Annotated in this window: 20 protein-coding genes and 1 pseudogene; 7 read left to right on the top strand and 14 right to left on the bottom strand. The window is 67.4% G+C overall.

Going from position 1 to position 24051, the window contains the following annotated elements; genetic code table 11:
- Positions 1-93: 93 nt before the first annotated feature.
- A pseudogene (locus tag N4G47_RS16380) lies at positions 94-2078 on the bottom strand (transglycosylase SLT domain-containing protein).
- Between the two features lie 150 nt (positions 2079-2228).
- On the opposite strand from N4G47_RS16380, the gene N4G47_RS16375 reads away from it, so the two are divergent.
- Entirely contained in the window at positions 2229-2636 is a 408-nt protein-coding gene (locus tag N4G47_RS16375; RefSeq protein WP_475288776.1) for an ExbD/TolR family protein, read from the top strand.
- A 360-nt stretch (positions 2637-2996) separates the two neighbouring features.
- The gene (locus N4G47_RS16370; protein WP_475289963.1) at positions 2997-5807 is read left to right on the top strand and encodes a TonB-dependent receptor; all 2811 of its coding nucleotides are present in this window, start codon (positions 2997-2999) and stop codon (positions 5805-5807) included.
- Positions 5808-6089: 282 nt separating this feature from the next.
- Here the strand turns inward: N4G47_RS16370 and fhuE are convergent, their stop codons facing one another.
- From fhuE to N4G47_RS16355, 3 genes are all read right to left on the bottom strand, one after another.
- On the bottom strand, positions 6090-8252 hold the full coding sequence (fhuE, locus tag N4G47_RS16365; protein ID WP_475288773.1) for a ferric-rhodotorulic acid/ferric-coprogen receptor FhuE: 2163 nt from the start codon (positions 8250-8252) through the stop codon (positions 6090-6092).
- 176 nt (positions 8253-8428) lie between these two features.
- Positions 8429-8989, bottom strand: a complete 561-nt coding sequence (locus N4G47_RS16360) for a M23 family metallopeptidase (RefSeq protein WP_475289962.1) — start codon at positions 8987-8989, stop codon at positions 8429-8431.
- Between the two features lie 66 nt (positions 8990-9055).
- Entirely contained in the window at positions 9056-9523 is a 468-nt protein-coding gene (locus tag N4G47_RS16355; protein WP_475289961.1) for an Lrp/AsnC family transcriptional regulator, read from the bottom strand.
- 86 nt (positions 9524-9609) lie between these two features.
- On the opposite strand from N4G47_RS16355, the gene N4G47_RS16350 reads away from it, so the two are divergent.
- The gene (locus N4G47_RS16350; protein WP_475288769.1) at positions 9610-10485 is read left to right on the top strand and encodes an EamA family transporter; all 876 of its coding nucleotides are present in this window, start codon (positions 9610-9612) and stop codon (positions 10483-10485) included.
- Between the two features lie 78 nt (positions 10486-10563).
- Here N4G47_RS16350 and N4G47_RS16345 read toward each other — a convergent pair whose 3' ends face one another.
- The 4 genes from N4G47_RS16345 to N4G47_RS16330 all read right to left on the bottom strand — a co-directional run bounded on the left by N4G47_RS16345 (position 10564) and on the right by N4G47_RS16330 (position 13850).
- The gene (locus tag N4G47_RS16345; RefSeq protein ID WP_181358691.1) at positions 10564-11301 is read right to left on the bottom strand and encodes an endonuclease/exonuclease/phosphatase family protein; all 738 of its coding nucleotides are present in this window, start codon (positions 11299-11301) and stop codon (positions 10564-10566) included.
- Between the two features lie 53 nt (positions 11302-11354).
- Positions 11355-12188 (bottom strand): thiol:disulfide interchange protein DsbA/DsbL, encoded by an 834-nt coding sequence (locus tag N4G47_RS16340; RefSeq protein ID WP_475288765.1) that lies wholly within the window; start codon positions 12186-12188, stop codon positions 11355-11357.
- Positions 12189-12295: 107 nt separating this feature from the next.
- Positions 12296-12943 (bottom strand): thiol:disulfide interchange protein DsbA/DsbL, encoded by a 648-nt coding sequence (locus tag N4G47_RS16335; RefSeq protein ID WP_057497386.1) that lies wholly within the window; start codon positions 12941-12943, stop codon positions 12296-12298.
- A gap of 106 nt (positions 12944-13049) precedes the next feature.
- Positions 13050-13850 (bottom strand): c-type cytochrome, encoded by an 801-nt coding sequence (locus N4G47_RS16330; protein WP_107232033.1) that lies wholly within the window; start codon positions 13848-13850, stop codon positions 13050-13052.
- A 156-nt stretch (positions 13851-14006) separates the two neighbouring features.
- On the opposite strand from N4G47_RS16330, the gene yihA reads away from it, so the two are divergent.
- A complete protein-coding gene (gene yihA / locus N4G47_RS16325) occupies positions 14007-14609 on the top strand; it encodes a ribosome biogenesis GTP-binding protein YihA/YsxC (protein ID WP_107232034.1) in 603 nt (200 codons plus the stop codon).
- A gap of 97 nt (positions 14610-14706) precedes the next feature.
- On the opposite strand, the gene N4G47_RS16320 is transcribed toward yihA, so the two are convergent.
- From N4G47_RS16320 to N4G47_RS16310, 3 genes are all read right to left on the bottom strand, one after another.
- Positions 14707-15681, bottom strand: coding sequence for an MBL fold metallo-hydrolase (locus N4G47_RS16320; protein WP_475288761.1), 975 nt, complete (start codon positions 15679-15681; stop codon positions 14707-14709).
- Between the two features lie 633 nt (positions 15682-16314).
- Positions 16315-17139, bottom strand: a complete 825-nt coding sequence (locus tag N4G47_RS16315) for a helix-turn-helix transcriptional regulator (protein ID WP_475288759.1) — start codon at positions 17137-17139, stop codon at positions 16315-16317.
- A complete protein-coding gene (locus N4G47_RS16310; RefSeq protein ID WP_475288757.1) occupies positions 17136-17840 on the bottom strand; it encodes a VIT1/CCC1 transporter family protein in 705 nt (234 codons plus the stop codon). The genes N4G47_RS16315 and N4G47_RS16310 overlap by 4 nt, the downstream gene beginning before the upstream one ends.
- Before the next feature lie 152 nt (positions 17841-17992).
- Between N4G47_RS16310 and N4G47_RS16305 the strand changes: the two genes are divergently transcribed.
- Positions 17993-19357 carry a glutamate--cysteine ligase gene (locus N4G47_RS16305; protein WP_475288755.1) on the top strand — a complete coding sequence of 455 codons (1365 nt, stop codon included), beginning with the start codon at positions 17993-17995 and terminating at the stop codon, positions 19355-19357.
- Between the two features lie 123 nt (positions 19358-19480).
- Here N4G47_RS16305 and N4G47_RS16300 read toward each other — a convergent pair whose 3' ends face one another.
- On the bottom strand, positions 19481-20539 hold the full coding sequence (locus N4G47_RS16300) for an NAD(P)-dependent alcohol dehydrogenase (protein ID WP_005419275.1): 1059 nt from the start codon (positions 20537-20539) through the stop codon (positions 19481-19483).
- A 107-nt stretch (positions 20540-20646) separates the two neighbouring features.
- On the opposite strand from N4G47_RS16300, the gene N4G47_RS16295 reads away from it, so the two are divergent.
- Complete coding sequence (locus N4G47_RS16295) at positions 20647-21531, top strand: LysR family transcriptional regulator (RefSeq protein ID WP_475288752.1); 885 nt, start codon at positions 20647-20649, stop codon at positions 21529-21531.
- Positions 21532-21592: 61 nt separating this feature from the next.
- On the opposite strand, the gene N4G47_RS16290 is transcribed toward N4G47_RS16295, so the two are convergent.
- A complete protein-coding gene (locus N4G47_RS16290) occupies positions 21593-22009 on the bottom strand; it encodes a VOC family protein (RefSeq protein WP_475288749.1) in 417 nt (138 codons plus the stop codon).
- 234 nt (positions 22010-22243) lie between these two features.
- Between N4G47_RS16290 and N4G47_RS16285 the strand changes: the two genes are divergently transcribed.
- A complete protein-coding gene (locus tag N4G47_RS16285) occupies positions 22244-22801 on the top strand; it encodes an SMI1/KNR4 family protein (RefSeq protein ID WP_475288747.1) in 558 nt (185 codons plus the stop codon).
- 112 nt (positions 22802-22913) lie between these two features.
- On the opposite strand, the gene N4G47_RS16280 is transcribed toward N4G47_RS16285, so the two are convergent.
- A complete protein-coding gene (locus N4G47_RS16280; RefSeq protein ID WP_475288746.1) occupies positions 22914-24017 on the bottom strand; it encodes an alkene reductase in 1104 nt (367 codons plus the stop codon).
- Between the last annotated feature and the right edge of the window lie 34 nt (positions 24018-24051).

Below are 24051 nucleotides of genomic sequence, written 5' to 3'. Positions count from 1 at the left end.
GTAGCGCCGAGCCCATGCTCGGCTCCTCGTATGGCATCGTGGCCGGGGCGAACGGCGGCCGAGCGTGGGCTCGGCTCTACAGAGAATCGGTGATCAATCCCCGCCCTGGTCGGCGTTGGCGGCGCAGCTGAAGTTCTTGCGCTTGTCGACCAGCCGACCCATCAGGCGGTCGCTCAACGGCAGGGCATCACCGTTGAGGCGCCAGTCGTAGATCACGCTGAAGGCCAGCACGCGGGCCACGTACTCGCGCGTTTCCTTGTAGCTGATGGTCTCGATCCACAGGTCCGGGTCGTAGCCCGGGCGCTGGCTCTGCCAACGCGCGGTCGGGGTCGGGCCGGCGTTGTAGGCGGCAATGGTCACGTACGGCAGGCCGTCGTACTTGTTCATCAGCTGGCGCAGGTAGGCCGTGCCGATGGCGATGTTGGTGTCCGGGTCGTACAGGCTGTCGGCGCCGCCGTAACCGGTCAGGCCGATCGACTTGGCCACGCCGGCGCCGGTGGTCGGTAGTACCTGCATCAGGCCCATCGCATTGGCAGGCGAGCGCGCGCGCGGGGTGAAGGTGCTCTCGGCGCGGATCTCGGCGGCCACCCAGGCCGGGTCCAGTGCATTGCGTGCGGCTTCGCGGCGGATGGTGGCATCGTGGTGCAGCGGGAAGCGCAGGTCGTACAGGCGCTGTTCCTGCGGCTGCTTGCCGAGGGCGAACACGGCGCGGTCGAACCAGCCGTTGTCCTGTGCCACGCGCACGGCAAGACGGCGCTGGGTGTCATCGAAGCGCGACAATGCGCTGTTCCATTCGGCCACGGCCCAGCCGGTGCGGTCGATCTGGTACAGCGCCATCGCCCGCTGGATGGCCGGGTCGCGCGCGATCGTGGCCTGCGCCTGGGCGCTGTCGTTGGGCTTCCACGGGCACAGGGTGTAGCCTTGCTGCAGCTTGTCGGCGGCCAGGAAGCCGTGGAAGGTCGGGGCGCGGGCGGCGTCGCGGAACAGCGGCTGCGCCTGCGATGCCTGGCCGGTCTTTTCCAGCATGCGGCCTTCGAAATAGGCCCAGCGCGAATCGCTGCGCTGCTTGCTGCCCATCTTGCGGATCGCGGCCAGCGCTGCCGGCCAATCGCCGCGCGACATCGCTTCGCGTACACGCCATTCGTGCAGGCGCTCGTCGTAGGCCGATTCCGGTACCGCGTTGAGGCGGCGCGCCGAGTCGGGCAGGTAGGAGGCCACAGTCCACAGTGCGATCTGGTACAGCACCTGGCCTTGCTGCGCGGCGCTCAGGCCCAGCGCCTGTGCGTACTGCGGCAGCTGCTGTTCGGTGGCGCCCGGGTCGGCCTTGGCCAGCTTTTCCAGGCCATCGGTGGCGATGCGCCGGCTGCGCTCGGTGCGCGGCCAGTTCAGCGCGCTGGCATTGGGCGTGTCGACGAAGGCGGCGTAGCTGTTGGCCTGGGCCAGCTCGGCGGCAGGCAGGCCGCGCGCGGCGCTGCGCATCACTGCCGGTTGCTGTGCGTCGGCGGCGGCATCGATGCGTTCCCAGCGCAGGGCGTCACTCAGCCCCCCTGCGCCTGCAGCACGGCGAACACCGCGTCGCAGCCGTCCGGCAGCGACTTGCCATTCTTGCGCCACAGATCCTGTGCTTCGCTGATCCACTGCGGATCGACCTTGCCGGTCACCTGGCGGGCCGTGAGCTGCGCGCAGCGCAGGCCCACGTTGTCGGTGGGCGCCCAGTTGGCCAGCAGCGTGGGCCAGTCCTGGCGGCGCGCGAGCGAGGGCAGCCACACGCTGCGGAAGGTCGTGGCCACGGCCTGGCCGTCGTAGCGCTTGAGGAAGGCCTGCGCCTGTGCGCGATCGACGGTGTCGATGTTGCGGCGCAGGTTGGCGTACTCCAGCCAGCCATAGGCGGGATGGCGGCTGAGCGCGGCGGCCTGGCCGGGATCGAACTGGCCACGTTCGGCAGCAGCGATGGCGGTCTTCAGTTGCGCGTTCTGGGCGTCGAGGGACTGGGCATTGGCGCAGCCGATCAGCAGCGTGGTGGCCAAGGGCAGCAGGGACAGGGCGGTCGAAGTGCGTCGGGTCATGGCGACCAGCATAGCGGGCGTTGGCTGAATTCAGTTTCGCATCGCGTGCACGTGCAGCGCCGGCAACGACAGCTGAATGACGCTACAGCGTTGCTGCCGCGGGCACGGTCGCCCATCGTAACGTCGGACTTGGGCGAACCGCCCGGCTGCAGGGAGCGGCACATGGCGTTCAGTAGCGCAGGAAGGAGCGGCCCACTGGCGGAGATCAATGTCACGCCTCTGGTGGATGTGATGCTGGTGCTGTTGATCATCTTCATCGTGACCGCGCCGATCGTGGCCCGGCCGATTGCCGTGCAGTTGCCACAGGCCACCGATCGCGTGGTCGATCGCCCCGAACCGCCGCCGCCGATCGAGCTGCGCCTGGATGCATCCAACCAGCTCAGCTGGAATGGCCAACCGATGGCCTTCAACGAGCTGCAGGCGCGCCTGCAGGCACAAGTGAGCGAACACGCAGGCAACCTGCCGGAGCTGCGCATCGCCACCGATCCAGCCGCCGAGTACGAAGGCATGGCGCGGATCCTGGCCGCAGCCGAGGCGAGTGACATGCAGCGCATCGCGTTCGTCCAGTAGGCCTGACTGGCGGCGGCCTGCGCTCAGTGGGCCGCCGTTGCGGTGCGAGCGCCACTACCTCTCTTTGAAAGCGGCAGAACTCGGCGCGGGCTGTCGCAGCCGGCATCAAGCTCGCTTCCAGTGAACAGTACCGTCCGGTCTTGATGGGTGGGTTTCTGACGCAATCAGCAGAAAATTGCGTCAAATCCACGTGAAAGGGTGTTCGTCATCACGCCGTGATTTTTACCGCTTGTTTACAAAGGAGACGCTGCCGCCATGCAGGGGGAGCGCGGCAGCCCATGTCCCGACATTCCTTTGGAGAGAGAGCGAATGAATCACCTGCACCACCGCCCGTTGGCGGTTGCCGTTGCGCTGTGCGTGATGGCCCTGGCACCGTTGGGTGCCGCTGCGCAATCCACCACCAATCTGGACGCGGTGGAAGTCACCGGCACCCGCATCAAGCGTGCTGAAGTGGAAGGCCAGGTGCCGATCCAGACCCTGACCCGCGGCGACATCGAGCGCACCGGCCTGAGTTCGATTGGCGAAGTGCTGCAGCAGCTCACCGGTTCCGGCTCGGCGCTCAACGCCAAGTTCAATTCGTCCGGCAACTTCGGTTTCCCGCCTGATGGCAGTGGCGTGGGTGCCGGTTCGGCCCAGGTCGACCTGCGTCATCTCGGTGCCAAGCGCGTGCTGGTGCTGGTCGATGGCATCCGCTGGGTCAACGAGTCCTCGGCGTCGGGCGTGGGCGCAGCCACCGATCTGAACACCATTCCGCTGGCGATCGTCGAACGCATCGAAGTGCTGGAGGACGGCGCATCGTCGCTGTACGGCTCCGATGCCATCGCCGGTGTGGTCAACATCATCACCCGCCGCGAGTTCGATGGCGGCCAGGTCACGTTGAACTACGGCGAGTACAGCAAGGGCGATGGCACGCAGAAGGGCGTGGACCTGGCCTGGGGCACCAGCGGCGACCGCTACAGCCTGTTCCTGGGTGCCAGCTGGACCAAGCAGGACCCGGTGTTCGCCCGCGACCGCGAGCAGTCGCGCTTCCCGATTCCGGGCACCGGCCTGGCCTTCGGCAGCGGCGGCATTCCGCAGGGGCGCTTCGCCTTCGTCGATCCCAACACCGGTGCCGAGCAGGACATCGTGCCCAACACCGGCGTGAGCAACCCGCGCTATGACGGCAGCGCCGGCTGCAACCGCAGCGATGACTACCACTGCTTCACCAGCGCCGACCGCTTCAACTTCGCCGAATACAACATGGTGCTGACGCCGTCGGAACGCAAAGGCCTGTTCGGCCAGTTCCGCTTCGACATCACCGACAACGTGCAGTGGTACATCAAGGCATTGGGCAACCGCCGCGAGTCGACCAACCAGGCCGGCCCGGAACCGCTGTTCTTCGGCCCCGATGGCGCCACCGGCAACCCGCTGGCCGACAACATCGTGGTCTCGCGCCTGAACCCGTACAACCCGTTCGGCTTCGACCTGGTGTCCTCGGGCAACATGAGCCTGATCGGCCGGCGTCCGGTGGAAGGCGGCGCACGCGTGTTCAAGCAGGAGGTGAACACCACCTACGTGGCCACCGGCCTGGTCGGTGACTTCCATGCTGCCGACCGCAACTGGTACTGGGACGTCAACGGCATGTACAGCAAGAACAAGGCCGAACAGACCAACTACGGCAGCTACAACATCTACAACGTCAACATGGCCCTGGGTGACCCGGCGGTGTGTGCGGCCACTCCGGGCTGCGTGCCGCTGAACATCTTCGGCGGCGCCGGTTCGATCACCCCGGACATGCTGAAGTGGATCCAGCCGGTGGTGCGCGACCGCAGCCAGAACGAACTGAGCCTGTTCACCGCCAACCTGTCCAGCGAACTGTTCACCTTGCCAGCCGGCGCGGTGTCGTTCGCCAGCGGCTACGAGTACCGCAAGTACAAGGGCTGGTACCAGCCGGATCCGCTGACCGTGATCGGCCACTACAACGGCGTGCCGTCGCAGCCGACCTCCGGTTCGTATGACGTCAACGAGGCGTACCTGGAGCTGAGCGTGCCGATCTTCGCCGACTCCGCGCTGGGCAAGAAGCTGGACCTGAGCCTGGCCGGCCGCTATTCGGACTACTCCACCTTCGGCGGTGAGTTCACCCCCAAGTACGGCCTGCGCTGGCAGGTGACCGATGACTTCGTGCTGCGCACCACCTACGCCGAGGGCTTCCGCGCGCCGTCGATCGGTGAGCTGTACGGCTCGGCCGCGCGTGCCGATCTGCAGCTGTTCGATCCGTGCTCGGTAGGCCTGGGTGGCACGCCGCCGCGCGGCAGCGCCGCCAACTGTGCTGCGCTGGGCGTGCCGGCTGGCTTCCAGCAGGCCAACTCGCAGATTTCGGTGACCACCGGCGGCAACCGTGACCTGGAGCCGGAACGTTCACGCAGCTTCAGCGCCGGCTTCGTGTGGAGCCCGTGGTTCGGCAACAACACCTCCTGGTCGGAGCGCTTCGACGTGGAAGTGACCTTCTACCGCCATGCCATCGACGGTGCGATCCAGGCGATCAACGCGCAGACCCAGCTGGACCTGTGCGTGGATACGCTCGACCCGGTCTACTGCGATGGCATCACCCGCGCCAGCACCGGTGCGGTCAGCAGCTTCAACAACCGCCTGACCAACCTCGGTTCGATCAAGACCGATGGCTGGGACGTGGACCTGTTCTGGACACTGCCGCAGAGCTCGATCGGCCAGTTCAAGCTGGGCTGGAAGAACACCTTCGTCGGCCGTTACGAGGCCACCGGCGCGGCCGGGCAGAGGCAGCCGCAGAAGCCGGGCGTGGAAGTGGCCGACAGCTCGATTCCGGAATGGACCAGCAATGCCAGCATCGCCTGGACGCTGGACCGATGGAGCGCCAACTGGACGGTGCGGCACATCTCCGAGCTGACCGAGAACTGCGGTGACGCGGTGGCCTTCCCGGTATGCAGCAACCAGGCGGCAGGCACCAATACGCTCTCGGCCACCACCTTCCACGACCTGCAGGTGGGTTACAAGATCGACTGGATGAAGGGGCTGCAGCTGAGTGCCGGCCTGAACAACGTGTTCGACAAGGATCCGCCGATCTGCCTGTCGTGCTCGTTGAACGGCTACGACGCTTCGACCTACGACATCCCGCGTGGGCGCTACTGGTACCTGCGCGCGGATCTGCGGTTCTGATGGCGGGATGCCGCGCCGGGATCCTCCCGGCGCGGCGCTTGCTTCGCTTGGACCGGGCGGGCGGTGTGCTTGCCGTGCTTTGGTAGAGTCGAGCTCGCTCGACTGCTTTTCGCAGTTCAGTCGAGCATGGCTCGACTCTACAAGAGCAGTTCAGTCGAGCATGGCTCGACTCTACAAGCGCAGGGCAGTCGAGCATGGCTCGACTCTACAAGCGCAGGGCAGTCGAGCAAGCTCGACGCTACGGACAGCGCGGCGCCGGGTTGCACCGGCGCCGCGTCTGGATCAGAACGACCAGGTGAAGGTCAGCGAGCCGTTGCGGCCATCACCGAACGCGCCGTAGCCGTTGATCTGCGACAGGTACTGCTTGTCCAGCAGGTTGTTGAGGTTGGCCTGCACGCTGAATTCCGGCGAGATGCGGTAGCGCACGAAGGCGCTGACCAGCGCATAGCCGCTCTGCTCGATGCGACCGTAGGCCGGCACCGGATAGTAGATGCGGTTCTGCCAGTTGGCACCGCCACCGACGGTCAGTGCCTGCAGCGACTGCGGGGTGTAGCTGGTGAACAGCTTCAGCGCGGTCTGCGGCAGGTTGGTGTTGATGTCGGCACCGTTGATGTCCTTGGCCACGTAGCGCGACGCACCGAAGGTGGCATTCCAGCCCGGGGCCAGTTCACCGTTCAGCTCGAACTCGAAGCCACGGCTGACCGTGCCACGCGCGGCGCGGTAGGCGGTTTCGCCGCCGGTACCGCCGATGACCGGCTCACCGGTGGACTGGCCGACGTTGTCCTGTTCGATGCGGAACACTGCCAGCGAGGCGTTCAGGCGGTTGTCGAACCAGGCACCCTTGACGCCCACTTCGTAGCTCTTGCCGTCCACCGGATCCAGGTAGCTGCCGTTGCGGTCCTTCAGCGTCTGCGGCTGGAAGATCTCGGTGTAGCTGGCGTAGGTCGAGTAGGTGTCGTTGATGCCGAATACCAGGCCGGCATACGGCGTGGTGACCTTGTGCGCGCGGTCGGCGCCTTCGCCTTCGCTCTTCCAGTCGGTGTAGCGGGCGCCGATGATCAGCTTCAGCGGATCGGCCAGCGACAGGCGCGCGGCGGCATAGCCAGCCTTCTGGGTGATGGTGCCTTCGCTGGCCAGTGCGAGCGGGTTCCAGTTCGGCTCGCTGATGTTGCCGGTCCAGTTCAGGTAGCTGGCAAACGGGTTCCAGGTCTGGCCGGCGCCGCCGATCTGGTAGTCGCCGTAGTTGGCGTAGTCGCGCTTGTTGTAGCTCAGGCCAGCCATGAACTGATGTTCGCGGCCGAACAGCTGGAACGGACCGTCGACATAGCCGTCCACGCCGGTGACCTTGCGCTCGGTGTTGTAGAAGCCGGCCGAAGGCGAGATGCCCGCGCCGGTGGTCTTGTCGAAGTACGACGCGCCGCTGGTCCAGTCGTTGTAGGCGGGGTAGAACAGCTTGTCGTCGGCCTTGGTCTCATCGTGGGTGGCGCCGAGCTTGAACTTCCAGCCATTGCTGAAGGCATGCTGCAGGGTGGCGAAGGCGCGCTTGCTGGTGGTATCCCAGTAGGTCCAGTTCGGGCTGGCGTTGAACGATTCGTCGAAGCCGGTGCGCGAGCCGTCGGAGTACAGCATCGGGAATCCACCCCAGGTGGCGCCGTTGGCGCGCTTCTGCTGGTAGTCGTAGCCCACGCTCAGCTGCGTGTCCGGGGTCAGGTCGGCATCGATCACTGCATAGCCCAGCGTCTTGTGCTGGTTGTAGCGGTCCATCTGCGCGTCGGTGTCCAGGTAGCTGCCGATCACGCGGCCGCGCACAGTGCCGCTGGCATTGAGCGCGCTGCCCACATCCACGGTGGTGCGGGTGCGGCCCCAGCTGCCGACGTTGACCGACACGCTGCCGGCCAGCTCGGCGCTGTCGGCGTGCTTGCGGATCAGGTTCACCGATGCGGACGGATTGCCGGCGCCGCTGAGCAGGCCGGTGGCGCCGCGCACCACTTCCACGCGGTCATACAGCGCCAGGTCCAGGCCGGAGTCACCGTAGCTCCAGTTCTGCACCATCTGCGTGGGCAGGCCATCGAACTGGTAGGCGTCGATGTAGAAACCACGCGCATAGAACTCGGTGCGCTCGCTGTCGGACTGGGTGCTGGTGATGCCGGTGGTGTTGCCCAGCACGTCGATGATGTCGTCCAGGTTCTGATCTTCGATGCGCTGGTGGCTGATGATGCTGACCGACTGCGGAATCTCGCGCGGCGCCAGGTCGAAGCGGGTACCGGCCGAGGTGCGGCGCACCGAGTAGCCTTCGGCACGCTCGCCCTTCACCACCACCTTGTCGAGGGTGGCCGGGTCGGCGGCGGTTTCGGCGAAAGCGGCCGGGGCCAGGGCACACAGTGCAACGAGCACGGCAACGGACAGCCGCTGCGGTTGCGGGGTACGGAAGGTGGGAGCGGTCATGGAGTTCCTGGACGAGCACGCGCGTTCGGCCGGCATCCAGGAGGCGAGGCGCTACGGGTGGGGGAAGGGCGGGCAGGCCGTCCTGGCACCACCGGAAACGAAAGAAATGTTAATACGAACTATTCCTATTTACAAATCATGAACGAACGGGGCAATTGTTCATGCAGGCAGGTGGGTCAGCGCAGCAGTGGCAGCGGGTCGCGTGCGCCGTCGGCGCCGTAGATGCCCCAGTGCAGGTGGGGCGGCGTGCCCCTGGCGTTGCCGCTGTCGCCGACCTGGCCGAGCAGGTCACCGGCCTGCACTACCTGGCCGCGCGCCAGGCCCTCGGCCCAGTCCTCCAGATGCGCGTAGTAGTAGCGCTCGCGGGCCGGACCGATGACCCACACCTGGCGGCCGCCCAGCCCTCCATCGCGCACATCGGCGATGACGCCGGCCGTGGCACTGCGCACCGGTGTACCGCGCCTGGCGAAGATGTCGATGCCGGCGTGCGAGCGATCACCTCCGCGCGGGGCGCCGAAGGTGTCGGCGATCTGGCTTGGGCGTATGCCGTCCACCGGGACCGGCAGGTGCATGGCGGCCGGCATCTGCGAAAGCGACCAGAGCATCTTCGGCACGGCAGCCCAGCGGCTGTTCCACAACGCCACCGCTGCAACGATGGCAATGGCCAGGAACAGGCCACGCAGCAGCCAGCGGCGCAGGCGACGGGCGGGGAGGGCGTTGTGCTCATGGTTTTCGATTGTAGAGTCGAGCCATGCTCGACGGCTGTTGCCTTGCGGTCCCAAAGCAGTCGAGCAAGCTCGACTCTACGGGTGTGGTAGCAACGGCACCTCGAAACTGCGCTTCAGCGTGCCCAGCGCCACCGACGTACGGAAGCGCTCGATGTTGTCATCGGCGCCGAACAGGCGTTCGGTGATCGCCTCGTACTCTTCCATAGACGCGGCTGAAAGCAGCAGCAGGAAGTCGCCATCACCGGTAATCGAGTAGCACTGCTGCACGGCCGGGTCGTCCTGCACGCGGCGCTTGAACGGCGCTACGCGTTCACGCTGCTCGCTGACCACGCGCACCTCGACGATGATGGTCAGCGGCCGCCCGACCTTCGCCGCGGCGACCACGGCCACATTGGCGGCGATCACCCCGCTGTCCTGCAGGCGCTTGATCCGCCGTTGCACGGCCGGGGTGGACAGGTGCACGACCTCGGCGATTTCGCGTTGCGGCAGGGTGTTGTCCCGCTGCAGCAGGTCGAGGATGGCGCGGTCGAAACTGTCGAGCAGGGGGCGGTGGCCATGGTGAGCAGAAGTTGCACGAACAGGCTGTCAATTGAGCCAAGTGCTCGGCCCTGGCGCAATAGACTTTGCGCATGCAGACCTCACGACTTGCGCCGATGTTGCCGGCGCTGGCGGTGCTCGGCTCGGTCACCTCGCTGGCCATCGGCACCTCTTATGCCAAACAGCTGTTTCCGCTGATCGGCGCGCAGGGCACCAGCGCGCTGCGCGTGGGCTTTTCGGCGCTGTTGCTGCTGCTGTTCTGGCGGCCCTGGCGCTGGAAGACCAGCCGCCCGGATGCGATCACCATCCTGCGTTACGGGCTGACCCTGGGCCTGATGAACCTGTTGTTCTACATGGCGCTGCGCACGATTCCGTTCGGCATTGCGGTGGCCATCGAGTTTACCGGGCCGTTGACGGTGGCGATTCTGTCGTCGCGGCGGCCGATCGATTTCCTCTGGGTGGGCTGTGCGGCGGTGGGGCTGCTGTTGCTGCTGCCGATCGGTGGCGGCCCGGCGCTGGACCCGGCCGGCGTGCTGTATGCGATGGGTGCAGCCGCGTGCTGGGGCCTGTACATCGTGTTCGGCAAGCGCGCCGGACACCTGCACGCGGGGCACTCGGTGTCGCTGGGCCTGCTGGCGGCTTCGCTGGTGGTGGTGCCGGTGGGCGTGGTGCATGCCGGTGCCGCGCTGCTCGATCCGAAGATCCTGGCGGCCGGCCTGCTGGTGGCGCTGGTCTCCAGCGCGATCCCGATGTCGCTGGAGATGATGGCGCTCAAGCGCCTGCCGAAGGAGACCTTCGGCATCCTGATCAGCATGGAGCCGGCGGTGGCCGCGCTGTGGGCGATGTTGCTGCTGCACGAGCACCTGCATGGGCTGCAGTGGCTGGCGATCGGCTGCACAGTGCTGGCCTCGGTGGGCAGCACGATGACCGCGCGGCGGCTGAAGGTGCCGGCGGTTCAGGCCGGGTAGCGCCGGAGAGCGTGCGGACCAACGGTCCGCACCCACCAGAGCGGCGTGCCAACCAAGGTTGGCACCTACCAGGAGCGGTCAGCGGAGGGCGTTGGCCGGTACGTCGATCGCCATGGCCAGGGCGAGGTGATCGGAGAACGCGGCCGGTACGGCTTCCACGCTGCGGGTCTGCAGGCCGCTGCTGACCAGGATGTGGTCGATGGCGCGGTCCGGCCGCCAGCTGGGGAAGGTCGGCACGATGCAGCCCGGCGGCTGCAGCCGGGTCTTCTGGTACAGCACCTGCATTTCCGGCCGCTCGGCCAGGCAGTTGAAATCGCCCATCAGCACCGCGTTCGGGTGGTCGGACAGCAGCTCGGCGATGAAGCCCAGCTGCGACATCCGCGAGCCCGCACCCAGTGACAGATGCGCCACCGCCACCGCCAGGCCGTCGGCGCCGTCGCCGAACCTGGCCAGCAGTACGCCGCGCCCGCCGATGCGGCCGGGCAGGGCGTGGTCCTGCACTTCCACCGGTTCGAGCTTGCTCAGCAAGCCGTTGGCGCTGGAGGCGACCCCGCCCATGCGCCGGTTCGGCTGGTGGCTCCAGTAGTTGAAGCCGGCGCGCTGGGCCAGGTAGTGGGTCTGGTTGGTGAAGCCCGAGCGCAGGCTGCCCGGGTCGGCCTCCTGCAGGCCGACGATGTCATGTTCGCGCGCCAGGCTGGCGATCGCGTCCAGGCTGCTGCGCTTGCGCCCCGCCGGCAGCGCATGTGACCAGCTGCGGGTCACATAGTCGCTGTAGCGGCGGGTACTTGAGCCGGCCTGGATGTTGGCCGTCAGCAAGCGCAGGGTCCGTGTACGTGGGGAATTCACGGCCGGGAACAACGTCCTTTGGATCAGTGAGCCTGGGCGGCACCGCGCTCGCGGGCGATCAGGTGGTCGGCAATGCGCAGCATGTCCGGGAAGCTCTTGCCCTTCACCAGGTACTTGCCGTTGACGATGATCGACGGGGTGCCGCTGATCTGGCTGCGCTGGGCGAACTGCTTGGCCGAGTTGGTCTTGGCATTCACCGCGAAGCTGCCCATGGTGGCGGCGAACTGCTTCGGATCCACGCCGTAGGCGCCGTAGAACTTGGCGATGTCGTCAACCGAATCGGTGCCGCGCTCGCCCTTCAGGGTCTTCTGCGAGTGGATGGCGGCATACAGCGCTTCGTGGGTCTTCTCCTGCACGCCCAGGGTCTGCGCGGCGTAGAAGGCACGGGCGTAGTTGTCCCAGGTGCCGCCGAACATGGCCGGCACGTAGACGAAGTTCACGTCGCTCGGCAGGCCGGCCTTCCACGGGCCGACCAGCGGCTGGAACGCGGCACAGGCCGGGCAGACATAGCCGAAGATCTCGACGACTTCGACCTTGCCGGCGGCCGGCTGGAACGGCTGGCCGTTCGGGATCAGCTGGTAGTCGGCGCCTTCGACCGGGGCCGGGCCGGTCAGTGCGGTGGTGGTCGGCGCCGGAGCGGCGGCCGGCGCGTCGTCGGCAGCGGCCTTGTCGCCTTCGGCAGCGGCCGGTGCGGCGCCTTCGGCGCCTGCGGCAGGCGCCGCCGGTTCAGTGCTGGCCGGCGCAGCGGCCGGTTCGGCCGGGGCCGCGGTGGTGTTGGCGGTGCCGTCGTCGGCCTTGCAGGCCGCCAGGATCGGCAGCAGCGCTGCGAGGGCGAGGGCGGCGAAACGGGTCTTCATGGAAACGTCTCCAGCATCTGGAAAGGTGGGACCGGCACCGCAGCACCGGCCAAGGGGAAATGATGACACGCGGCGGCGACAGCGCCGTGTCGAGGGTAGGGGTTGGTTCAGCGGCCGCGGGCGGCGCGGGCCTGGGCGATCAGCGCCGAAGCGATGCGCAGCTGGTCGTCGAAGTTGCTGCCACGCACCAGGTACTGGCCATTGATGATGATGGCCGGGGTGCCCGGCACCTTGGTGCGCTGGGCGAATGCGCGGGCGGCATCAACCTTCTTCTGCACGGCCTCGCCACGCAGCGCCTGCAGGTAGCGGTCCGGGGTCACGCCGTAGGCCTTGTAGAAGGTGGCGAGCTCATCGGCCGAAACGTTCTGCATCGGCAGCGAGCCGTCCTGGTGCAGGGCCTTGAACACGGCGGCATGGCTGCGCTTGGCCACGCCCACTTCGTCAGCGGCGTAATAGGCCAGGGCCCAGGCATCCCAGGGGCCACCAAAGGCGGCCGGGACCGGGGTGAAGCGCACGTCGGCGGGCAGTTTGGCCGCCCAGGCCGCCAGCTGCGGTTCGAAGTGGGCGCAGTGCGGGCAGGTGTAGCCGAACACCTCGACCACCTCGATCTTGCCGGCCAGCGGCTGGAACGGGCCGGGCTGGGCGATGCGTTCGTAGTCTTTGCCTTCCACCAGCGGCGCGCTGGCGGGGGCGGCGGTCGCGGCCAGCGGCAGCAGGACCAGCAGGGACAACAGCAGGCGGGAAATCAACCTCATCGACACGCATCTCCGTTGAAAAAAACAACGCCGGCGCAGTCGCCGGCGTGAAGGAAACATACCGCAGGAGCGGGCGCTGGTGGCGGCCCGCGCCGACCAGTGGTGGTCAGGGGGCGGCGACCGGTTGTGCCGGCGTGGCCGCAGCGGCCACATCGTCGGCCTTGTTGTGCAGGCCCTGCAGGTAGCTCGACAGCGCCTGCACTTCCTGTTCGCTCAGCTTCTGCGCCACCGTGGCCATGATCTGGAAGTGGGTCTTGTCGGTCTCGTGGGTCTGCCCGGCCTGGTACTCCTGCAGGCGGCGGGCGACATAGCTGGCGTGCTGGCCGCCGATATGCGGATAGGCCGGGCCCGGATTGCCGGCGCCACTGGGGCCGTGGCAGGCCATGCAGGCCGGCAGCCCACGCTTGGCGTCGCCTCCGCGGTACAGCTGCTGGCCGATCTCGTAGAACTTCATGCCCTTGTAGGGGCCGTCGGCGACGACCGTATCGTCGGCGATGCCGGCGGTGGCCTTCTGGGTGGCGAAGAACGCGCCGATATCGCGCATGTCCTGCGGGGTAAGGTTCTGCACGAACGGCACCATCGCCACCGCTGCGCCGGAACTGCGCTGCCCATTGGCGATCAGGGCCATCTGCTGGGCCACGTAGCGCTCGCTCTGGCCGGCAATGGACGGGTACATCTCGACCGTGGAATTGCCGTCGGCGCCATGGCAGGCCGCGCAGGCCGAGGCCTTGGTCTGGCCGGCCTTGGCATCGCCCCAGTGGGTCTTGCTGAAATCCACTTCCAATGAGGCGGTGTTGATCGGCCCGTTGTCGGGCAGCGGGGTCAGCGTGGTCTGCGCGAACGCAGCGGCGGCAACGACGACAGCAGTGGCAAGGGCGGATACGGCAAGAACGCGAGCGTGGCGCATGCTAAAGCTCCGTATGGACCGGGCCGGGCGGTGGCCGCCGGCATCGCCCGGATTATCAACGGCGTTTCCGCGCACGGTCAACGCAGCAGTGCAGCAAAATGCCCCGCGCGGCCCCCGGAACGGGCGCGCGGCGCCGCAACATGCGATCCTAGGCATATGTCATTGCTCATCGAACGCGCCCGTTACCACCTTTCGGCCCACAACGCGCGGCAGCTGCCGCCCGATGAAGGGGCCGAGGTCGCCTTCGCCGGCCGCTCCAACGCCGGCAAGTCCAGTGCGCTCAACGCGCTGACCCGCCAGAACGCGCTGGCCCGTGTTTCCAAGACGCCCGGCCGCACCCAGCAGCTGGTGTTCTTCCAGATCACCCCCGAAGCCAGCCTGGTCGACCTGCCCGGTTACGGCTACGCCAAGGTGCCGCTGGAACTGCAGGCGCACTGGCAGGCCTTCATCGACAAGTACTTCCGCACCCGCGAAGCCCTCAAGGGCCTGGTGGTGGTGATGGACATCCGCCATCCGCTGAAGGACTACGACCGGCAGATGCTGTCCTATGCCGTACAGCGCGGCATGCCGGCGCACGCGCTGCTGACCAAGGCCGACAAGCTCAGCCGCAGCCAGCAGATGCAGACCCTGCAGAAGGTGCGAAAGGAACTGCATTCGGCCTACGGCGACAGCGTCAGCGTGCAGGTGTTCTCCGGTGAGGACCGCACCGGCGTGGACGAAGCCCGCGGCGTGATCGGCGGCTGGCTGGGTCTGGCGTAAGGCATTTCCGGTTGCCCGGCTGGCAGCCGGGCGCTACCGACCTGTTTCCTGGTAGTGCCGGCCGCTGGCCGGCAACGTCGCCATGCCCGGCGGCACCTCATTTCAACGGCGAATACTCCGCCGGCACCCAGGCATACGCCTGGCCTTCGCTGCGCACGTGGCCCAGGCCGGGGAACGGCAGGTGCGCACCGGCCACCCACCAACCCTTGGTGGTGGCCTGCTGCAGCAGGCTGCGACGGCTGGCGGTGGCCGCCTTGCGGTCCGAGTCCGCTTCGAACGCCGCCTCCGGGTGCGCGAACTGCACCGCATGGAAGTGCAGCACGTCGCCCCACACCAGCAACGACTGGTCCTGGCTGTCGAACCGATAGGAGACGTGGCCGGGAGTATGGCCGTGGGTATCCATCGCCACCGCGCCGCCGGGCAGGGCATCGCCGGGGCTGAAGGTGCGCAGATGACCGGCGGCCTGGTACGGCGCCACCGCGTTGCGCGCCAACGGGAAGGCGAAACGCACGCCCTGCGGCGCGCCGGCCTCGCTGGCGGGATCGAGCCAGTAATCGGCATCGGCCTTGGACAGCCACACCATGGCATTGGGGTAGGCCGGCTTGCCCTGGGCGTCGAGCACGCCGCACAGGTGGTCCGGATGGGCATGGGTGAGCAGCACGTCATCCACCTCGGCCGGGTCCACGCCGGCCGCACGCAGGTTGCCCAGCACCTGGCCCAGGCCAGGGCCGAAGCACTGCGCGGTGCCGGTATCGACCAGGGTCAGGTGGTTGCCCTGGCGCACCAGGAAGGCATTGATTGCGGTCTGCAGACCTTTCTTGTCTTCGGGTACGTAGCGGCCATCGAGCAGGCGGCTGACCAGCGAGGGTGCAACGTCGACCACTTCCTGCCGGCCCAGCGCGACCACGCCGTCGAACAGGGCGGTGACCTGCAGCGCGCCGATGCGCTGGTGGTAGACACCGGGTACCTGCTGGGTGGGGGCGGGCGAGGTGGCTTCGGCCAGTGAGGCCAAGGGCAGGGAGGACAAGGCCAGCAGCAGGGCGGAGCGCAGCGGCAGGTGACGCAGGGTCATGGCGGTTCTCGGTGGACGACGGGTGGTTCCGTTGGCCTAGCGTGCCGGGGCCGGCGTGCGCACGGCGCTCAAAGCAGTGCGCGGAATGCTCAGGGGTGTTGCTTGCAGGGCTTGCAGCCCTGCACCCGCAGAATCAACGTCAACGTCAACGTCAACGTCAAGAGCCGAGTTTCCTGTGGGGAGGCGGGGTGGGTCCGGTTGCGGGAGACGCCGTAAACCCGTCCATGGGGGCTTGGCCGCGGCATCCATGCCGCGGACACTCCCGCAACCGGACCCACCCCGCCTTCGACAGATTCCTGCGATCTGTTGGGAATGCCCTTGGGGTCAGATCCGTTTTCCGCAGGAAAACGGATCTGACCCAGAAATTCATTCGATCTCTGACAGACGTGTCGACCAAGGTCGACACCTACCAACAGCCGAGTGAACCTGTCGAAGGTGGGGCGGTGCCGGAGTGCGGGGTGTCAGCCGCATGGATGCGGCTGCCAAGCCCCCAGGGATGGGTTCACGGCGTCCCCGCACTCCGGCACCGCCCCGCCATCCCACGGAATGCACGCTGTTGCTGTTGCTTTCGCTGTTGCTTTCGCTGTTGCCGTTGCTTCTGCAGGTGCAGGGCTGCAAGCCCTGCCGAACCCCTCAGATGTCTGTGGGTGCCAGCCCGTACTGCTCGGCGAAGCGCTTGCTGAAGCTCGCCGTGGACCGGTAGCCCGCGCGTGCCGCGACGGTCTTCAACGGCAGGTCGGTGGTGTAGAGCAGCTGCATGCCATGCGCCAGCCGTGCCTCGGTGAGCAGTTGGCGCAGGCTGGTGGCCTCGGCGGCGAGGCGGCGGCGCAGGGTTGCACCGCTCAGTGCGAACTGTTCCTCGACATCGCGCGATTGCCAGTCGCGTGCCGGCTCGGCGGCGATGCGGTCGCGGATCTGTTCGCCCAGGCTCGGTGCATGTGGCAGCAGCAGGTTGCCGTGGCCCTGGCGGCACAGGGTCAGCACCAGCGTGGCCAAGGCCAGCCGCGCTTCGCTGTAGCGGCCCTCCTGCAGCGACTGCCGCCACTGGCGCAGCACCGCGCCATGTTCGGCCAGGGGCAGCCGCGCCATCGCCGGGCCGGCGCCGGGCAGCTCCTCGTTCCACAGCGTGCGCGCTGCCGCCAGCACTTCGGCGCACAGCGGTACGATCGCGCTGAGGTAGCGGCCGCTGTGTGGATCGGGGCGGTTGACCACATCGATGCGGCAGCGCTGGGTCAGCAGCAGGATGTCGCCGGGCACGAATTCCAGTGATTGGTGTGCGGTGCGCACCTGCTTGCGGCCTTCCAGCAGGATCGCGAACTGTGGTTGCGGAATCTCCACCGAGCTGGCGCCATGCTCGCGGCGTGCGGTGATGCAGGCATAGCCTTCGGCGCGTTCGCAGCCGGCCAGGCTGGCCATTTCAGCCAGCAGCGCGGAGGCGGGCGGCAGCATGATGGTCATGACACGTGTGCGCCGAGCAGGCGGCCGACGCCGGCGGCGGCGGCCATCGCCAACGCGCCCCAGAACATCACCCGGATCGCGCCACGCAAGGGCGGTGCGCCGCCCGCCTGCGCGGCCATCGCGCCGGTCAGGCACAGGCCGAGCAGGGTGCTGGCGGTGGTCATCAGCGCGACCTTGTCCACCGGCGCGAGCAGGGCGGTCAGTACCGGCAGTGCGGCGCCGCAGGTGAACGCCCCAGCCGAGGCCAGCGCCGCCTGCAAGGGACGCGCGCGCAGGGTGTCGGTGATGCCGAGCTCGTCACGGGCGTGCGCGCCCAGCGCATCGTGTGCGGTGAGCTGCTCGGCGACCTGACGGGCCAGCGCCGGGTCCAGGCCGCGATGGCGGTAGATCGCACTCAGCTCTTCCAGCTCACTGTGCGGGTCTTCGTGCAGCTCGCGCTTCTCCGCGGCAAGGTCGGCGTCTTCGGTGTCGGCCTGGGTCTGTACCGAGACATACTCGCCGGCCGCCATCGACATCGCACCGGCCACGGTGCCGGCGACCCCGGTGGCCAGGAGGGTGCTGGCCGAGGCGCCGCTGGCGGCCACGCCAACCACCAGGCCAGCCACCGAGACGATGCCATCGTTGGCCCCCAGCACGGCGGCGCGCAGCCAGCCGACGCGCTCGGAGCGGTGCAGTTCGGGGTGTCGTGAATGGCGGCTCATGACCTTGAGTGTACGGGGGTCAAGAGGGCGTCGGTAGGATGCTGAAACCCGTCACCGTCGCATGACGCAACGGGGTGCCACGCTATAGTGCGCCCTTGCGATGGAAGGCCTTGGGCCCCACATCCCCTGCCACTGTCCAGCGAGTCCTCCCCTTGTCGAGCCCCAGCCACGTCGCCGATACGCCCATTACCGACCGCTCGCAGCTGGTTGCGGAGATCGCCTCCGGCGAGAAGCCCCGTGCGCAGTGGCGCATCGGTACCGAGCACGAGAAGTTCGGGTTCCGCCTGGATGACCTGCGCCCGCCGACCTTCGAGGGCGAGCGCGGCATCGAAGCGCTGCTCAAGGGCCTGGTCCGCTTCGGTTGGCAGCCGGTGCAGGAAAACGGCAACACCATCGCCCTGCTGCGCGACGGCGCCTCGGTGACGCTGGAACCGGCCGGCCAGCTGGAACTGTCCGGCGCGGCGCTGGAAACCATCCACCAGACCTGCGTGGAGACCGGTACCCATCTGAATGAAGTGGCGCAGGTGGCCGGCGAGCTGCAGCTGGGCTTCCTCGGCATGGGCTTCCAGCCGAAGTGGTCGCGCGATGAGATGCCGTGGATGCCCAAGGGCCGCTACAAGATCATGCGGTCGTACATGCCCAAGGTCGGTTCGCTGGGCCTGGACATGATGACCCGCACCTGCACCGTGCAGGTGAACCTGGATTACGCCAGCGAAGCGGACATGGTGAAGAAGTTCCGCGTGTCGCTGGCGCTGCAGCCGATCGCCACTGCGCTGTTTGCCGATTCGCCGTTCACCGAAGGCAAGCCGAACGGCTACCTGAGCTATCGCTCGCACATCTGGACCGACACCGACGCCGACCGTACCGGCATGCTCGACTTCGTGTTCGAGGATGGCTTCGGTTACGAGCGCTATGTCGATTACCTGCTCGACGTGCCGATGTACTTCTCCTACCGCGATGGCATCTACCACGACGCCAGCGGGCAGAGCTTCCGCGACTTCATGCAGGGCAAGCTGCCGGTGCTGCCGGGCGCGTTGCCGACCCTGCGCGACTGGTCGGACCACACCACCACCGCGTTCCCGGAAGTGCGCCTGAAGAAGTACCTGGAAATGCGCGGCGCCGACGGCGGCCCGTGGAGCCGGCTGTGTGCGCTGCCGGCGTTCTGGGTCGGCCTGCTGTACGACGACACCGCGCTGGATGCGGCGTGGGATCTGGTGCGTGACTTCAGCCTGGCCGAGCGCCACGCGCTGCGCGACGGCGTGCCCAGGCATGCGATGAACCTGCCGTTCCGCACCGGCACGGTGCGCGACCTGGCCCGCGAAGCGGTGAAGATTTCGGTGGAAGGCCTCAAGCGTCGTGCCGCGCGCAATGCCGATGGCCAGGACGAGAGCAAGTTCCTGGACGTGCTGCAGGAAATCGTCGAGTCCGGGCTGACCCCGGCCGAGCGCAAACTGGCGCTGTTCCATGGCCGCTGGCACGGCGACGTCGATCCGGTGTTCCGCGAGTTCGCGTATTGATTGCCTCGCGGTAGTGCCGGCCGCTGGCCGGCAGATGTATGAGGTTGCCGGCCAGCGGCCGGCACTACCCCAAAGAAAAACCCCGGCATTGCCGGGGTTTTTCATTTTCACACCTGCCCTGGATCAGGCCGCGTTCTTCATCGTCGCCATGTCGATCACGAAGCGGTAGCGCACATCGTTCTTGGCCATGCGTTCCCAGGCTTCGTTGACGTTCTTGATGTCGATCATCTCGACGTCGCTGACGATGCCGTGCTCGGCACAGAAGTCCATCATTTCCTGGGTCTCGGCCATGCCGCCGATTGCCGAGCCGGTCAGGTGCTTGCGGCCGAAGATCACGCTGCCACCGGTCAGCGGCGGGTCCAGCTCGGTCAGTACGCCGACCAGGCACATGGTGGCCTCGCGCTTGAGCAGGCCCATGTACGGGTTGGTGTCATGGCCGACCGGGATGGTGTTGAGCAGAAAGTCGAAGCTGCCGGCATGCGCCTTCATCTGTGCGGCATCGCGCGAGACCAGCACTTCATCAGCACCCAGGCGCTTGGCGTCAGCACCCTTTTCCGGCGTGGTGGTGATCATCACCACGTGCGCGCCGAGTGCCTTGGCGAACTTCACGCCCATGTGGCCGAGGCCACCCAGGCCGATCACGCCGACCTTCTGGCCCGGGCCGACCTTCCAGTGGCGCAGCGGCGACCAGGTGGTGATGCCGGCGCACAGCAGCGGCGCAGCGGCCTTCAGGTCGAGGGTGTCGGACACCTTCACCACGAAGCGCTGTTCGACCACCACGTGGTCGGAATAGCCGCCGTAGGTCGGCGCACCGCTTTCACGCTCGCGGCCGTTGTAGGTCCAGGTCGCGCCTTCGGCGCAGTACTGTTCCAGATCGTGCTCGCAGGCGTCGCAGTGGCGGCAGGAATCGACCATGCAGCCGACGCCGGCGTGGTCGCCGACCTTGAAGCGGGTGACGTTGCTGCCGACCTCGGTCACGCGGCCGATGATCTCGTGGCCCGGCACCATCGGGTAGATCGAGCCACCCCAGTCGTCGCGGGCCTGGTGCAAGTCGGAGTGGCAGATGCCGCTGTAGAGGATCTCGATGCGCACGTCGTCCGGGCCGACCGCGCGGCGTTCGAACTCGTACGGGATCAGCGGGTCGGTATGTGAATGGGCGGCGTAACCACGGGCGAGGGACATGGGGAATCCTTGGCAGGGTTTGTCGAAAGGCGTTTTACAATACGCCCCGTACCCAGCGGCAAGAAGCCCGGATATCGGCATGATTCATCAAGTGGAACTGCACAATCATGGCCACTGACAACCTCACCCATTTGGCCGCGTTCGCCGCGGTCGCCCGCCACCGCAGCTTCCGCCGCGCCGGCGCCGAACTGGCGCTGTCGACTTCGGCGGTGAGCTATGCGATCCGCGCGCTGGAGGAGCGGTTGGGCGTTGGCCTGTTCCACCGCACCACCCGCAGCGTGGCCCTGACCGAGGCCGGGCAGCGCCTGCTGGAGCGCCTGCAGCCGGCGCTGGGTCAGGTGCATGACGCGCTGGAAGAGATGAACCAGTTCCGCGCCGCCCCGGCTGGCCTGCTGCGGATCAACGCGACGCGGGCGGCGGTGGCGACCCAGTTGGGGCCGAGGCTGGCGCGCTTCCTGCACGCCCACCCGGATGTGCGGGTGGAGCTGACCGAGAACGATGGCCTGGTCGATATCGTCGCCGAAGGCTATGACGCCGGCGTGCGCCTGCACGAGTTCGTGCCCGAGGACATGGTGGCGGTGCCGATGGGGCCGCCGCTGCGCGGCTTGATCGTCGGTTCGCCAGCGTATCTGCAGCGACGTCCGGCCCCGCAGCATCCGCGTGATCTGGCCGCCCACGAATGCATCCGCTTCCGCTTCGCCAGCGGGCATCTGTACAAGTGGCAGTTCGAGCGTGATGGGCAGGCGCTGGAAATCGACGTGCCGGGGCGGCTGACGCTGGGTGAGCAGGGCACCGTGGTCGGCGCGGTGCTCGATGGCATCGGCCTGGCCTATGTGCTGGAAGACACGGCGCGGCCGTACATCGAATCGGGGCAGATGGTGGCGGTGCTGGAAGACTGGAGCGAACCGTTCGCCGGGTTTGCACTGTATTACCCGAAGCAGCGGCAGATGCCCGGTGCGCTGCGCGCGTTCGTGGATATGCTGCGGGAGTGAATAGCGGTAGGTGATGCAGTGCCGACCAACGGTCGGCACCCACCATGCCCACCACGATCGCTCATTCCACCAGCGCGTCATACCCCAGGCCGACAAACTGGATCAGGCAGAAACCATGCCCGAACGGATCGGCCAGCACCGCGATACGCCCCCAGCGGCGCTCGCCAACCGGCTGTTCGAGGATCGCTCCGGCCGCAACCGCACGCGCCAGGGCGACTTCGATGTCATCGACCACCCAGTCCAGATGCAGTGGCGTCCAGTGGCGCTGGTAATCGCGCACGTCGCCGTCTTCGGTAGCAGGGCTGCCACTGTCGTTCTGCAGCAGGTACAGCGGGGCGGGTCCGCCCAGCAGTTCCACCGCACCGGGCCCGAGGCGCCGGCCGACGCGCAATCCAAAGGCGGCCACATAGAACGCTTCGGCGGTGGGCAGGTCGGGCACGTCGACGTTGATGATGAAGCTCTGTGCAGGGGAGTGCATGGCAGCGACCCACGGCAGTCGGTGGCCTGCAGTCTAGTCCTGCTGCCGGCTGTTGCGGAATCATCTCCTGCACGGAATCGGGCAAGCTGGGCGACCTCTGTCGACAAGGACTTCCATGAGCGCGCTCCCTGACATCGAACAGGCCACCGGGCAGGTCTTCCCCCTTTGTTCAAGCAACTGCATGCAGCGGGCCGGTTGAGCTGGGGCAGCCCCCACCCGCAATGGTCCGAAGCGGTGTTTCCGACGCTGCAGGATGATCCGCCGGTGCTGCTGTACGCCCAGGATTATGAGCCGCTGGAATCTGACGAGCTGCTGGAGGCATGGCAGGAGTTGACCGCGGAAGATCACTACAATCCCCTGCGCGCCGACCTGCAGCTGCTGCCGTTCGCGCGAACCGGAGCAGGCGACAGCTACTGCTTCTGGAGCAACGCGCCCGGTGTTGCCGAGCCGCCGGTGGTGCTGGTGTGGCATGACGATGATCGTGCCGATGTGCTGGCCGCCAGTTACCAGGATTTCCTGTTCCGCAAGATGGTTGAAGCGGTTGCCGAATACGAGCCGCCGTACTCGCTGCTTTCGCACGGCGACCTGGCCGGGAATCTGCAGCGCTGGTTGCAGACCCACCGGTCGGTTCTGCGCAGTGACCAGCACGTGGCGTTGCAGCACCTGTTTGCTCGCACAGGCGACATTGCGGAAGGAAACATCAGCGACGACGACGCGCAGGCCATCGTTGCCGAAGTGATCGGCTTCGATCAGTTGGACGCGTCGTTCGCCTACGTGCGCGAGGATGCCTGAAGGCCGGGGTCGGATCCGCGCGCAGCGCGGCGCTGACCCCTCCTTCGCCGAACAGGGGGCAGGGCCCTTTCCGTTGGAAAGGGATCCGACCCCGTGCCGACCCCGTGCGGAATCAGCTTGCGGCCGGGTAATCCAGGTAGCCTTCCTCACCGCCGCCGTAATAGGTGCTGCGGTCAGGCGTGGCCAGCGCGATGTCGCGGCGCAGGCGCTCGACCAGATCCGGGTTGGCGATGAACGGCTGGCCGAACGCCGCCAGATCGATGGTGCCGGCTTCGACCAGTTGCAGTGCGCGCGTGCGTGTCATGCCGCCGGCCAGGATCAGCGTGCCGCCGTAGGCCTGCTTGAACTGCTGCAGGAACGCCTCACCCAGCACCGATTCACCCTGCTGCAGGTTGTCGTTGAGGTGCACGTAGGCCAGCCCGCGCTTGCCCAGTTCCTCGGCCAGGTACAGGTAGGTGGCCTCGTTGTCGTCGTAGAACGGCATGTCGAAGGTGAGGTTGTTCGGCGCCAGGCGCACGCCGATGCGGTGCGCACCGATGCGCTGCGCCATGGCATCGACGGTTTCCAGGATCAGCCGCGCACGGTTCGGCAGCGAGCCGCCGTAGCGGTCCTCACGCTGGTTGATGAGCGGGTTGAGGAACTGCTCGAACAGATAACCATTGGCGGCATGCAGCTCGATGCCGTCAAAGCCGGCGGCGATCGCATTCTCCGCGCCGCGCACGAAGTCGTCGACGATGCCGGGAATCTCCGCGGTATCCAGCGCGCGTGCCGGGGTCGGATCGGCATGGCCGCGGCTGCCGTCGGCCAGGTACACGAACGAGGTGTTCTTCGGCGCGCTGGCCACCGGGCGCGTGCCGGCGCTGACCGGCTGCCCGCCATCGGGCTGCAGCGAGCTGTGCGACATGCGGCCTACGTGCCAGAGCTGGGCGAAGATCGCACCCTGCTCGGCATGCACAGCCTCGGTGACGAGCTTCCAGCCGGCCACCTGCTCGGCCGACCAGATGCCCGGCACGTCGATGTAGCCTTGACCCTGCGGCGAGACCGGCGTGCCTTCGCTGATGATCAGGCCGGCGCTGGCGCGTTGCCGGTAATACTGCGCGGTGAGTGCGTTGGCGACCGTGCCGGGATTGCGGGCACGGGTCATCGGGGCCATCGCGATGCGGTTGCGCAGGGCGGTGCCTGCCAGGTCGAACGGGTGGAACAGGGTGGCGGTCATGTCGGTCGTCTCGGTGCGGGGAGGGCGCCAGCGG

The sequence above is a fragment of the Stenotrophomonas sp. GSD10 genome (genome assembly GCF_056172695.1).
This window is presented reverse-complemented; position numbering and strand designations above follow the sequence as displayed.